Source organism: Streptomyces sp. 3211.6 (genome assembly GCF_003634815.1).
Lineage (GTDB): Bacteria > Actinomycetota > Actinomycetes > Streptomycetales > Streptomycetaceae > Streptomyces > Streptomyces katrae_A.
The window spans coordinates 6681184-6693366 of record NZ_RBXC01000001.1; the positions used below are offsets into that span (position 1 = coordinate 6681184).

A 12183-nucleotide genomic window follows, 5' to 3' on the forward strand; every position below is an offset into this window, starting at 1 on the left:
CCCCGCCCCGCCCCTTCTCCGTCACGGCGCCACCGCGCCCGCGCCTCGAACGCCGGCGGGGCTGAGCTCCGCTGGGCGCGCTCCGGCCCGCACCGGGGGTCAGGGGCGGGGCCCCCGGGACCGGGCGAAGGGCGGGTGGGGGACCTCGCCCCGCGCAGCGGGCCCGGCGTCCGGTGCGGGTTCCGGGGCCGGCCGGGGAAGGCCCCCCGGGGCGGTGCGGTCGGCGCACGGGGCCGGAGCGGCCGGTCTGCGCTTGCGGAGTTCCACCACGCCGTCGGTGATCCCGGCGGCGGCCGGGGTCCGGGGCAGCTCCTGGGCGTTCTCGTGCATGTCGGTGCACTCCTGTCGGCTCTCGTGGCCCGTGCGCGCCGCAAGGGGCGGCCGCCGGATCGTTCCGGCGGCCGCCCCTCGGCCGCTCCGGGTCAGTGAACCCAGTGCCCCCGCCGGACGGGGCAGCCCGCGAGGCGATTCCCCCGGAAGAGTGAAGCCGTCTCCGGCGTCACACCGGCAGGGACCAGGCCTGGTCCGCCCGGTGGTCACCGCAGGCGGTCAGCCGCAGCCGTTCGGCCGCCGCGTCGGCGGTCAGGCAGGTGCCGGACGCCTCCTCCACCAGGGACCCGTCCCGCCGGTGGCGCCAGCTCTGCCCCGCCCTGCGTCCGGGCGCGCAGTCGGCCAGTTCCACCAGACCGCCCGAGCCTGCCGTGAGGCACTGCCCGGCCAGCCTCAGCCGTCCACCGCCGCCCAGGGTCCAGCGCTGGTCGGCCCCGGCGGTGCAGGCCGCCAGGACGACCGCACCGACCCCGCTGGTGCTCGCCCCGTCCGCGCACTTCGCCCCGAGGCCGTTGATCTGCCCCGTGGGCACGGGCGCCGCGCAGCCGTGCGGGGTGAGCCGCCACACCGCCGTGTCGTGCGCGGCGACCCGCCCCGTCAGCGTGTCGCCCGCCTCCGTGCGCCTCCCGGTCCACAGGTCCACGGCGTCCACCGCGCACGGGGCCGGCAGTCCGGCGTCGGCCAGCGGTACGGAGACGTCGCGGTCGGCGGCCGAGCGGTTGAGCACCGCCACGGCCCGGTCCCCGTTCGCCAGCGGCCGCACCAGCACCTCGAAGGTGGCGTTGGAGGAGACGACCGCGCCCTGCCGCCCCAGCGGATCCTGGTCCAGGCCGATCAGACGGGTGTTCCCCAGGGCCGCGAGACCGCCCGGGCTGAGCGCCGAGACGTCCGAGGAGAGGATGAACGGGGCTGCCATCATCGCCCACAGCGCCACCTGGCTGCGGCTCTCCGCGTCGGTCAGCCCGGGGGCGCCCGCGATCAGGAAGTCCGGGTCGTTCCAGTTGCCGGGGGCGGCGTAGCGGCCGAGCCAGCGGTTGTACCCGTAGTTGCCCAGCACCGAACTCCAGCGGGAAGTCTGCGGGGCGGTCGGCTTGTAGACCTTGATGTCCTTGCCCTCGCGCCACAACTGGCCGGTCTCGCCCACCCAGTCGAGGACCTTGTGCCAGTCGGCGCCGCCCCACTCGCCCTGCTGGAAGTAGGCCGGGGCGGAGGCGGAGAGCACCATCGCCCGCCCGCTGTCGCGCAGTGCCCGCGCGACGGAGTTGTACGCGTCCCGGTAGGCCTGCTCCTTGGTCTTCCCCGGGGGCACCCACAGGTTGCAGCCGTCCATCTTCACGTAGTCCACCTCCCACGAGGCGAACAGCCGGGCGTCGCGGGCGTAGTGGTCCGCGCCGCCGCCCTCGGGGGCGCCGCTGCCGGGGTAGCGCTCGCAGGTGAGCGAACCGGCGTCCTCGTAGATCCCGAACTTCAGCCCCTTGGCGTGCAGATGCCCGCCCAGCCAGGCCATGCCGTGCGGGAACTTCACCGGGTCGGCGACCAGGTTCCCCTGCGCGTCGCGCTCCCGGCGCATCCAGCAGTCGTCCACCGTGACGGTGTCGTAGCCCTTGGCGGCGAGGCCGCTGGAGACGAGGGCGTCGGCGTTGGCGACCACCTTCGCCTCGTCGACGTCGCACATGTAGTGCGCCCAGTTGTTCCATCCCATGGGCGGGGTGAGGGCCAGCGGGGTGTCCGAGGTCGCGGTCGGCTCCGCCGTCGCGGGGGCGGGGCAGAGCGCGAGGGCGAGCAGGGCGGCCGCGGTCAGACAGGGGAGTGAGGCGCGCAGGCGAGGCGGCACGGGGTCTCCTTGGCGTGGTGCGTACCGACGGTGATCGTGCCTCAGTGCAGCGGGGTGACCACGCACTGTCAACAGGGGTCGGTGGTTATGGACCGATGACCAGCAATATGGCCGCAGTCGGTATCACACAGTCGTGTCACACAGTCGTGTCACGCGGTCGTGTCATACGGCCCGGCCGTGTCACCCCGCAGCACCGGGGAGCTCGGAGAGACGCCGTATGTGACGTCGGCTGATACGGTGTATCTCATGCCGAGAAGATCAGCGGCCCTCGACCGGGCCACCCCCGAGGCCATCGCCGTCGCCGCGCTGCGCATCCTCGACGAGGAAGGGCCCGGGGCCCTGAGCTTCCGCGCCCTCGCCGACCGCCTGGAGGTCTCCCACGCCACCGTCCAGCGCCGCTGCACCGACCTCGCCGGCCTGCTGGACCTGTGCACCGAGCACCTGGCAGCCCGGCTCCCCGACATCCCCGCCGGCACCGACTGGGCCGAGGCCGCCGAGCAGCGGTTCGGCGCCCTCTACCGGCTCCTCACCGCCCACCCCGGGCTGCTCGTCCTGCGCGGCGGACGCCCCTGGCTCGGCCGCCAGCTGCTGGCCCGCCTCGTCGAACCCGCCCTCGCCGACAGCGTCGCCGCCGGCATGACCCGCGTCGAGGCCATGACCGTCTACCGCCGGATGTACCTGCTCACCCTGGGCTGCGCCGCCTTCGTCGACCACCGGGACCCCGCCGGGGCCACCGCCGCCTCACGGGCCGCGCTCGCCGCGCTCGACCCGGCCGAGTTCCCGGTACTCGGCGGCGCTCCCGCCGAGCTGCTGCCCCCGCTGACCGACCACGAGGTCTACTACGGCGCCCTGCGCCAGCTCATCGCCGCCGCCCGGCCCACCGCCTGACCCGCCCCCAGTCCCGCCCCACCCGAGAGAGGCCGCCCGCCATGGAACAGCAGCTCGACTACGCAGCCGTCCGCGCCGCCGCCGTCCGCACGGCCGGGGCCGTCCGGCCCGTCGCCGTCGCGCCCGCCGCCAAGGGCCTCTGGTACGCCCTGGAGCACCTCCAGCACACCGGCTCCTTCAAGGCCCGCGGCGCCCACAACTTCCTCGCCGCCCACCGCGAGGCCGGCGCCCTCCCGGAGGCCGGGGTCACCATCGCCTCCGGCGGCAACGCCGGCCTCGCCTGCGCCTGGGCGGCCCGCGCCCAGGGCGTCCCCGCCACCGTCTTCCTCCCCGTCACCGCCCCCCGCGTCAAGGTGGACCGGCTGCGCGGATACGGGGCCGACGTACGCCTCGTCGGCGACCGCTACGCCGATGCCCTGGAGGCCTGCCACCGGTTCGCGGCGGACAGCGGCGCCGTCGGCAGCCACGCCTACGACCACCCGCTGATCGCGGCCGGCGCCGGAACCCTCCTCGACGAGATCCGGGCCGCGCTGCCCGGACTGGACACCGTCGTCGTGGCGGTCGGCGGCGGCGGGCTGTTCGCCGGCGTCGCCGCCGCCGCGCGGGCCCACGGAGTACGGGTGGTGGCGGCCGAACCCGAGAACTGCCGGGCCCTGAACGCCGCCCTGGAGGCCGGCCGCCCCGTCGACGTCCCCGTGGACTCCGTGGCCGCCGACTCCCTCGGCGCCACCCGGGTCTCCGCCGATGCCCTGGACGCCGTCCGGCAGGACAACGCCCTGTCCGTCCTCGTGCCGGACGCCGCCATCACCGCCGCCCGGCGCGCCCTCTGGGAGGAGCACCGGATCGTCGTCGAAGCCGCCGCGGCCACCGCCCTGGCGGCCGTCCGCACCGCGCCGCAGCCCCTGGGCGAGCGGGTCGCCGTCGTCCTGTGCGGGGCGAACACCGACCCCGCGGACCTCTGACCCCGACGGCCCCCGGGGCCGGCCCCCGCTACCGCCCGCGGCCGTCGAGCTCCGCGGCCGACCGGGCCAGCCCCTCGGCCGCCCGGGTGCAGCGCAGCGCGAGCTCGTCGACCCGGGCGCGGAAGAGGTCGGCCTGCGGCCCCTTCCAGTCCAGGCCCGCGCAGGCCCCGCGCAGCCGCTCCGCCCGCTCCCGCAGCGCCGCGGCGTGGGAGCGCAGCCCCTCGGCGGCACCGCGCGGCCCGGCCGGCGCCCCGTACGGCCGCCCGCTCACCCCTGCCCCTTCCACGGGGCGAACGCGTTGGACACGCCGTCCAGGTGCGGCGCCAGCTCGGGGTGGTGGCGCAGCAGCACCGTCACCATCGAGTTCTCGTCGACCCAGCGCAGCCCCTCGGCGGTGTACACCTCCGGCCGGTAGTCGGTGGTGAAGAACCGGTCGCTCTTGAGCCGGCGGGTGGCCATCAGCGCGAAGATCCTGAACAGGGTGTCGCTGAACCCGAAGCCCGCCGGCCGCGGTTCGGCGAGGTTGCCGACCAGCGTGTCCACGCGGTCGAGGCGGCCGTCGTAGACCTCCCGCAGCAGCGGGGTGTCGGCCGGATGGCCGCCGGTCAGCTCCTCGAACGAGGTGACCGGGCGCTTGCGCAGCATCTGCCGGTAGGCGTTGTAGCGGGGGATGCCGCGCTCGCGGTCCCGCAGGACGTCCACCGTCCCGAGGTCGATGCGCTCGCCGGACAGCCGGGTGAAGTTCCGCAGCGCGTCCGGGTGGTTGTGCAGCACCAGGGCGCCGGGGTGCTGCACGCCGAAGCTGTACAGCAGGTCGCTCGTGCCGAACTCGTCCACCGCCGTGCGGGTGGTGGCGCCCTGCATGTCGTCGAAGCCGACGACCTTGCGGACCGTGCCGCCCCGGTGTTCGCGGACGGTGATCTCGTCGGGGATCAGCGGGTGCAGCCGGTACGCCGACACGAACTCCTCCGTCATGGAGAACGGCGCCGCGTGGTGGTCGGTGGCGGAGCCCAGGGTCCCGCTCAGCACCTCGCCGCCGATCCGCCCGAAGGTCCTCGTCACCCAACGAGGCAGCAGGCCGTACCAGTTGGAGCGCATGGCGTGGTGCAGCACCGGGTGGTCGAGGATGGCCGGGGTCCACTCCACCGTGTGGATCTTCGCCATCAGGGCGGTGTTGACCAGCCGCGCGGTGTGGAAGAGCCGTTCGTCGTCCCAGGTGGGGTGGTGGGAGCGGATCAGATCGCAGATCGCGTTGTGCTCCTTCGCGAACAGCGTGTGCAGCAGCGACAGGCCGGTCCAGTAGTCGCTGTTCATCCCGGTCGCGTCGAGGCAGTCCATCCCGGGCCGCGGGTCCCGGGGCAGCCGGCCGTCCTCCAGGACCAGCCGGCCCTGCTCGCCGGTGCGCAGGGAGCGGCAGCGCGCCTCGTCCGAACCGTAGATCTGCGAGCCGTCCCACCAGTGGGTGACGGTGTTCTCGTACGTCGGCGGGGCGCCGGGGGTGGTGTGCGCGACGGGGTCGGGGCGGGTGCGGTTGACCCGCATCGGGCAGGTGCCGCCCCGCTGCGCCCAGTCGTCGTCGGCGGCGAGCGGGACGGTGAAGGGCTCGGCCTCCTCGTTGTCCCCGTGGTTGGCCCAGCCGTGGTTCTGGAACTGGATCCAGGCGGCGGCCAGCAGGTTGAGCGTGGGCGCCGGGACGAAGCCCCGCCGGGCCAGCAGCTCCCGGCTGACCTCGCGGGGGCTGGGCGTCATCAGGGCCTCGTCCTCGTCCGGACGAGCCAGCTCCAGCGGGGAGTTGCGGTCCAGCCGGGTGCCCGCCCGGCCCATGTCCACGTCGAACGGATCGTAGCCCGAGCCGTCGTACGAGCGGTGCGGCGCGAGGTGGGGGGTGGGGCGGCGGTCGCGCTCGCCGCCCGCGCCGAAGGTGTCGTGCAGGTTGAGGCGGCGCAGGTCCTCGCGGATCACGGCGAGGTTCATCAGGCCCAGGGCGTGCGGCAGTTCGTACCACTCGTGGGTGCGGTTGACCCGGGCGAAGACCGCCGACTCCAGCCGCTCCAGGAGGCCGGGCGGGCCGTACGGACGGGGGGCCGCGGGCGGCGGCGTGCCGGGGCCGGACCGCCCGGCCTGGCCGGGCAGCGGCCCGGCGGCGTCGGGGGCCGCCTGCGGGGTGGTGTCGGTGGTGTCGGTCATACGGGGTCCTCAGCGGTCGTGGAGGGTGAACAGGTGTGTGCCGGTGACCCGGCCGCGGAAGGCGGCGAGTGCGGAGTCGACGCGGGTGCGGGCGTGGGGGACGTCGTGCTCCAGGTTGTGCGCGTACCGCTCGGCGGCATGGCACAGCGGGAACGCGTGAGTGTCGTCCTTCCAGGTGAACTCGGTGAACTCGGCGGGCAGTTTGTAGGCCGACACGGGAGAGCGGCCCTCCAGGCTCGGCACGATGTCGTGCTCGTTGACGAGCGAGAACACCCGGGTACGCGGGTCCGCGGCCCTCTTGTGGTCGACGGGCGACCCGATCGCGACCACGTGCGTGACCGTGTACAGGGCGTTGAAGTCCCGGCTCGACGCCAGGTTCATGGCGGTGAGCCCGCCCTGGCTGTGCCCGACCAGCGCCAGCTCCGACCCGGAGGGCACCAGCCGGTGCAGGGCCCGGCGCACGGCGCGGGTGTAGGCGGTGTCGGCGGAGCCCATCGCGTTGCAGCTGCCCAACAGGTCCTGGGGGCTCTCCTGGTTGAACCCCTTGCCCATCCCGGCGAGTTGCACCACGAACCGGCGCGTCCCGTCCGGGCCGGACACCTGCTGGACGAGGAGCAGCCCGCGGGTGCCGAGATGGCCGATGTTGCGGACGTAGCCGACGATGGTGCCCGAGCTGTCGATCCGCTCCAGCAGCTCCGCCGACGGGGTGTGGGGTTCGGCGCGACCCCTGCCCCGGTCGAGGAAGGACCAGAGCGCGGCGGCGGTGCCGAGCATGAAGTCGGAGGTCAGGGGCCGGTTGGTGGCGATCTGCCAGCCGGCGGTGTCGTTGAAGGGGTTCTCGTCGGTCAGCGCGTTCCAGGCCATGATGTCCGCGAAGGACGGCGCCAGCAGCGCCAGCGCGTACTCGGCCCCCTTCTCGGTCAGCAGCCCCTTGAACACCCGGACGGCCTCGGCCTGCCGGTCCTCGTCGATGGCGCGCAGCACCCGCGAGGTGGTGGGGCTGGCCAGCAGCTCCGGGTGGCGCACGGCGGCCGCCCGGATCCGCGCCTTGAGCCCGGCCACGGCGAGGCTGACGGCCAGGCTCTCCCGGCTGGTGAGCACCCCGGCCAGCCAGAGCGCCCCGGCGAGCGGGGTGCGCCCGTGCGGGGCCCAGCCGAAGCCCCGCGGATCCAGCAGGGTCCGCAGCAGGCCGCGCTGGGCGGCCCGGGCCCGCCGCGGTCCGGCCGCGGCCAGCGGCAGCCGGGGGCCGAGGGCGAGCCGGGAGGCGTAGCGCGCGGCCTCGCGCACGGCCTCGGCCGCCCCGGCCAGCTCGCGGCAGACGTGGTGCAGGGAGTCGACGTCCGGCTCGGTGACGGCCGCGGCGGCCTCGGGCACGGCTTCGGGCACGGGGTGCTCCTCTTCGGGGCAGACGGGACTTTGAGGACAGGCCCTACGGGCGGCCGAGGCGGAGCCGGATGCCGGCCGTGTCGACGATGCCCGGCAGCGGACGGCCGGTGTCGAGGACCGGGCGGGCTCCGGTGAGCCGGTTGCCGCGCAGCACCTCGGCGCAGACCAGCGAGGACAGCAGCAGCCCGAGCCGGTCGCCGGGGCAGCGGCCGGCGCCCTGGCTGAACGGGGCCGTCCGGGGGTCCAGGTCGGCGCCCGGGACCAGCCAGCGGCCCGGTGCGAACAGGTGCCCGCCCGGCACCCGGCCGGGGTCGCGCTGGTGGAAGCCGATGGGGACGAGGACGGTGGTCCCCGCCGGGTGGCGCACCCCGCGCCACTCGGTTTCGGCGCGGGTGACCCGTACCAGGTCGGGCACGACCGGGTACAGCCGCAGCGACTCCTGCACGCAGGCCCGCAGCCGGGGCAGTCCGGGGGTGCCCGCCGCGATCTCCGCGCGCACCTCGTCCTGTTCGGCGGGGTGGGCGGCCAGCAGGAGCAGGGTGCGGATGACGACCGGCGCGCAGACCTCGATGGCCAGCAGCCAGTGGTGGGTCTGTCCGAGCGGGTCGGTGCCCTCGGGGGAGGGGGCGCTCAGGGCGCGGGCGGCCAGGGTGTGCTCCGGCGCGCCGTCCGCGTACCGGGCGATCCGCTCCTCCGCCCGCGCGTACAGGGCCCGGTTGGCCCCGGGCCGGCTCTTGCCCATCCAGTTGGCCTGGTCGCGCAACGTGGTGAGCCAGCCCGCGAGTTCCGTGTCGTCCGCCGCCCGGTCGCCGAGGACGATCCGGCGGGAGATCCGGGCCAGGGCGGTGCCCAGGCGGGGGAAGCCGAGGACGGTGGCGGCGGTGAGCGGCCGGCACTCCTCGGCGACGATCCGCTGGTACTCGGCGCAGTCGGGGTGGATGTCCCGACCGGCGGCCAGGGCACGGTCGTTGACCTCGCGGCGGTCCTCGCGCAGCTGCCCGTGCGAGCAGATGACGCCGGTCGGCTCGAACACGGAGAGGCTGTCGAGCTTGTCCCGGGCGTCCATGGCGAGGACGTCCATGGGTTCGGCGAAGAACCGTGCGATGTCCTCCTCGTCGAAGAGGACGAGCATCTCGCCGGAGAGGGCGCGCACCAGGACCGGCGCTCCGCCGTGCCGGGCCCGCATCGCCCGCAGCGTGGCGTTCGACCAGGCGGGCTGGTTCAGCCGGGAGTACAGGGCCACCACCCCGAACCGGGGGCTGGCGACGCCGCGTACGAAGACCGGCAGGGTGTGGGTGGCCATGAAGCGCACGGTCTCCGCCAGGCCCGCCCGGGCCGGCGGCCGCGGCGGTGTCCCGGGGCGAGCGGCCTCGCGGGTCTCGGTGGAGTGGGTCATGCGCGGACCACCTTGCCGGGGTTGAGGAGGTTCTTCGGGTCGAACAGCCGCTTGAGGCCGCGCTGGAGCTCCAGGGAGACGGGGCCCAGCTCGCGCTCCAGCCACTCCCGCTTGAGGGTGCCGATGCCGTGCTCCCCGGTGGTGGTGCCGCCCAGGGCGAGTCCGGCCGCCATGATCTCGTCGTAGGCGGTGCGGGCGCGGTCGAGTTCGCCGGGGTCGCAGGGGTCGAAGACGACCGTGGGGTGCAGGTTGCCGTCCCCGGCGTGGCCGAGGGTGAACACCCGCAGCCGGTGGCGGTCGGCGATGCCCTCGATCAGGCCGATCAGCGCGGGGAGTTCGCTGCGGGGGACCGCCACGTCCTCGATGAAGGCGGTGAGTCCGCCGCCCCGGGAGGCCATGTACGCGCCGATCGCCGGGGTGACCAGGCGGCGCGCCTCGATGATCTCCCGGGCCTCCTCGGGGGTGGCCGAGGTGGCGACCTGCTCGGACCCGGCCTCCTTGCACAGGAGTTCCATGGCGGTCAGGTCCGCGCCCGGGTCGGTGCCGTCGCTCTCCACGATCAGGGTGGCGGCGCTGCCGGCGCGCATCAGCGGGTGGGTGCCGAGGTCCACGACGGCCTGGGTGGTGGCCCGGTCGAGGAGTTCGAGGGCGGACGGGGTGTGCCCGGCGGCGGTGATCGCGGCGACGGCGTCCCCGGCGGCGGCCAGGGTGGGGAACCGTGCCAGCAGGGACAGCGCCGGCGGCCGGGCGGGCCGCAGGGCGAGGGTGGCGCCGACGACCACCGCGAGGGTGCCCTCCGAGCCGACGACCAGCCGGGTCAGGTCGTACCCGGCGACGCCCTTGGCGGTGTCCCGGCCGGTGCGCAGCCGCCGCCCGTCGGGGAGTACGAGGTCCAGCCCGAGGACGTAGTCGGCCGTGACCCCGTACTTGACGCAGCAGATGCCGCCGGCGCCGGTGGCGATGTTCCCGCCGATGGTGCACGTCTCCCAGGAGGCCGGGTCCGGCGGGTACGTCAGCCCGTGCTCGGCGACGGCCTCGGCGAGCCGGCGCGTGGTGACCCCGGGCTCGCAGCGCACCAGGCGGTTGGCGGGGTCCACCGACAGGATCCGGTCCATGGCGGTGGTGGACAGGACCACGCAGCCGTCGACGGCGTTGGCGGCGCCCGCCAGTCCGGTGCGGGCGCCCTGCGGGACCACGGGGACGTCCAGCGCGTAGGCGGTCCGCATGATGTGCTCGACCTGCTCGGCGGTGCGGGGGACGGCGACCACGACGGGGGTCCCGTACGCGGAGAAGGGCGCGGTGTCCCGGGAGTGGGCGGCGAGGTCCGCCGGACCGGTGAGCAGGGCCTCGGCGGGGAGCTCCTGGCGGAGCCTGGCGAGCAGGAGGGGGGTGTCGGTGGTGACGGACATGCCGGCCTTCCGGGAGGGTGCGGCGGAACGGGGGTGCGGGGGAGCGGAGGGGCTACAGGGTGGGGAGCTCGGTGGTGACGGGCACGTCGATGAGGACCGGGCCGTCCTGCTGGAGGGCCGACTCCCGGACCAGCTTGGCCAGTTCGCCGCAGCCGGACGCCCGGTGCGCCCGCACCCCGTAGCCGGTGGCGACGGCCGTGACGTCCAGGCCGGGGATGTCGAGCCCGGGCGCGCCCTGGGCCCGTTCCACCTGGGCGAACCACTGCAGGATGGCGTAGCGCTGGTTGCTCAGGACGACGAAGGTCACGGGCACCTTGTAGGCGGCGGCGGTCCACAGGGCCTGGACGGCGTAGTGGGTGGACCCGTCGCCGATGACGCAGACCACCGGCCTCCGCGGGGCGCCGAGCTGGGCCCCGACGGCTGCGGCCAGGCCGAAGCCGAGGCCGCCGCCCGCGGTGAAGAGGAACGAACCGGGGGTGTCGATCCGGGTGGCGTCGTGGAACTGCCCCAGGTTGGACGGGGATTCGTTGATCCAGAGGGTGTCCGCGGGGGCACCCTGGGCGATGGCCGTCATCGCGGCGAGCGGGGTCAGTGCCCCGTCGACCTCCTCGAAGGACTCGGCCCGTTCGGTGCGCGGGGCGGCCGGCGGTGCCTCGCGGTGGGGCAGGGCGGCGGTCAAGGCCCGTACGGTCAGGGTGAGATCGGCGACCAGGGCGTCTCCCACGGGGGCGCGGGCGGCCTCCTCCGCGTCCCGGGTGAGCTGGACCAGCTCCGCGCCCCGGGGCAGGTAGTCGCCGGGGACGTGGGGATAGTAGCAGAACACCGGGGCGCCGATCACCAGCACCAGGTCGTGGCCCTCCAGGCAGCGGGAGAGCGGCCCGATGGCCGGGGGCAGCGTCCCCCGGTACTGCGGATGGGACTTGGGGAAGGCGATCCGGCCCTCGGTGGGTGCCGACCAGACCGGCAGACCGGTGCGCTCGGCCAGTTCCACGACCGCCTCCCAGGCCCCCGAGGCGTCCACGTCGTTACCGGCGACCAGGACGGCGCTGCGCGCCCGTGAGATCCGTGCGGCCAGCCGCTGCACCACCTCGGCGGCGGGGGCGGCGGCGTGCGTCACGGTCCGCGCCGCGGTCCGCTGCGCGGCCCGGTCCTCGTCATCGTCGAGCAGTACGTCGAAGTCGTCCATCGGGAGCGAGACGAAGACCGGCCCCTGCGGCGGGGTTTCGGCGATCTGCGCGGCGCGCGCCAGCGCGGGCCCGATGTCCGCCGGGCGCGGCGGCTCGTAGGCCCACTTCACGGCGGGCTGGGGCAGGAGGGTGGACTGGGGGTTGGCCAGCAGGGCCTCCATGGTGAGCATGGCGCGCACCTGCTGGCCCGCGGTGACCACCATCGGGGTCCGGTTGGCCCGGGCGTTGAGGATCGCGCCCATGGCGTTGCCCGTGCCCGGTCCGGTGTGCAGGTTGACCAGGCCGGTGGTGCCCGAGGCGAGGGCGAAGCCGTCGGCCATGCCGACCACGACGGCCTCCTGGAGCCCGAGGACGTAGCGGAAGTCCTCCGGGAACTGCTTGAGCATGGGGAGTTCGGTGGAACCGGGGTTCCCGAACACCGTGGTCATCCCGCGGGTTCGCAGGACGTCCAGGACCGACTCACGGACCGTGCGCATGGGAGGTTCCTTCGCTGGCGGGCGGCTTCGCGACAGTGCGTGATCAATGCATCACATTGCGTTGATCAAGGCAAACCCGTGATCCGTTCGGGTCGGGAGACGCGGTTCTCTTGCCGGGCGTCCGTCGT

At 75.1% G+C, this 12183-nt stretch carries 10 protein-coding genes; 2 read left to right on the forward strand and 8 right to left on the reverse strand.

Annotation, left to right across the window (positions count from 1 at the left end):
• Positions 1–99: 99 nt before the first annotated feature.
• Positions 100–330: a hypothetical protein gene (locus tag BX286_RS30730; protein ID WP_100862388.1), complete on the reverse strand. Its 231-nt coding sequence runs from the start codon at positions 328–330 to the stop codon at positions 100–102.
• 169 nt (positions 331–499) lie between these two features.
• Positions 500–2164, reverse strand: coding sequence for an alpha-galactosidase (locus BX286_RS30735; protein ID WP_237293168.1), 1665 nt, complete (start codon positions 2162–2164; stop codon positions 500–502).
• A gap of 246 nt (positions 2165–2410) precedes the next feature.
• On the opposite strand from BX286_RS30735, the gene BX286_RS30740 reads away from it, so the two are divergent.
• Positions 2411–3052 carry a TetR/AcrR family transcriptional regulator gene (locus BX286_RS30740; protein ID WP_079430747.1) on the forward strand — a complete coding sequence of 214 codons (642 nt, stop codon included), beginning with the start codon at positions 2411–2413 and terminating at the stop codon, positions 3050–3052.
• Between the two features lie 41 nt (positions 3053–3093).
• Entirely contained in the window at positions 3094–4014 is a 921-nt protein-coding gene (locus tag BX286_RS30745) for a serine/threonine dehydratase (RefSeq protein WP_121016949.1), read from the forward strand.
• Between the two features lie 28 nt (positions 4015–4042).
• On the opposite strand, the gene BX286_RS30750 is transcribed toward BX286_RS30745, so the two are convergent.
• From BX286_RS30750 to mdlC, 6 genes are read right to left on the reverse strand one after another with little or no spacing between them, the layout of a single operon-like run.
• Positions 4043–4285 carry a hypothetical protein gene (locus tag BX286_RS30750; protein ID WP_100862386.1) on the reverse strand — a complete coding sequence of 81 codons (243 nt, stop codon included), beginning with the start codon at positions 4283–4285 and terminating at the stop codon, positions 4043–4045.
• Positions 4282–6201: a peroxidase family protein gene (locus BX286_RS30755; protein ID WP_079430750.1), complete on the reverse strand. Its 1920-nt coding sequence runs from the start codon at positions 6199–6201 to the stop codon at positions 4282–4284. Before BX286_RS30755 ends, BX286_RS30750 begins: the two co-directional genes overlap by 4 nt.
• Positions 6202–6210: 9 nt before the next feature.
• Positions 6211–7587 (reverse strand): hypothetical protein, encoded by a 1377-nt coding sequence (locus BX286_RS30760; RefSeq protein WP_261993554.1) that lies wholly within the window; start codon positions 7585–7587, stop codon positions 6211–6213.
• A 43-nt stretch (positions 7588–7630) separates the two neighbouring features.
• On the reverse strand, positions 7631–8983 hold the full coding sequence (locus BX286_RS30765) for a cytochrome P450 (RefSeq protein ID WP_121016951.1): 1353 nt from the start codon (positions 8981–8983) through the stop codon (positions 7631–7633).
• Positions 8980–10392 carry an FAD-binding oxidoreductase gene (locus tag BX286_RS30770; protein WP_121016952.1) on the reverse strand — a complete coding sequence of 471 codons (1413 nt, stop codon included), beginning with the start codon at positions 10390–10392 and terminating at the stop codon, positions 8980–8982. The genes BX286_RS30765 and BX286_RS30770 overlap by 4 nt, the downstream gene beginning before the upstream one ends.
• A gap of 52 nt (positions 10393–10444) precedes the next feature.
• Positions 10445–12055, reverse strand: a complete 1611-nt coding sequence (mdlC, locus tag BX286_RS30775; protein WP_121016954.1) for a benzoylformate decarboxylase — start codon at positions 12053–12055, stop codon at positions 10445–10447.
• Positions 12056–12183 lie beyond the last annotated feature (128 nt).

What these genes read in the sequence shown, in the direction of transcription:
- BX286_RS30730 (WP_100862388.1), bottom strand. Translation starts at nt 330, where the DNA reads ATGCACGAGAACGCCCAGGAGCTGCCCCGGACCCCGGCCGCCGCCGGG.
- BX286_RS30740 (WP_079430747.1), top strand. Translation starts at nt 2,411, where the DNA reads ATGCCGAGAAGATCAGCGGCCCTCGACCGGGCCACCCCCGAGGCCATC.
- BX286_RS30745 (WP_121016949.1), top strand. Translation starts at nt 3,094, where the DNA reads ATGGAACAGCAGCTCGACTACGCAGCCGTCCGCGCCGCCGCCGTCCGC.
- BX286_RS30755 (WP_079430750.1), bottom strand. Translation starts at nt 6,201, where the DNA reads ATGACCGACACCACCGACACCACCCCGCAGGCGGCCCCCGACGCCGCC.
- BX286_RS30765 (WP_121016951.1), bottom strand. Translation starts at nt 8,983, where the DNA reads ATGACCCACTCCACCGAGACCCGCGAGGCCGCTCGCCCCGGGACACCG.
- BX286_RS30770 (WP_121016952.1), bottom strand. Translation starts at nt 10,392, where the DNA reads ATGTCCGTCACCACCGACACCCCCCTCCTGCTCGCCAGGCTCCGCCAG.
- mdlC (WP_121016954.1), bottom strand. Translation starts at nt 12,055, where the DNA reads ATGCGCACGGTCCGTGAGTCGGTCCTGGACGTCCTGCGAACCCGCGGG.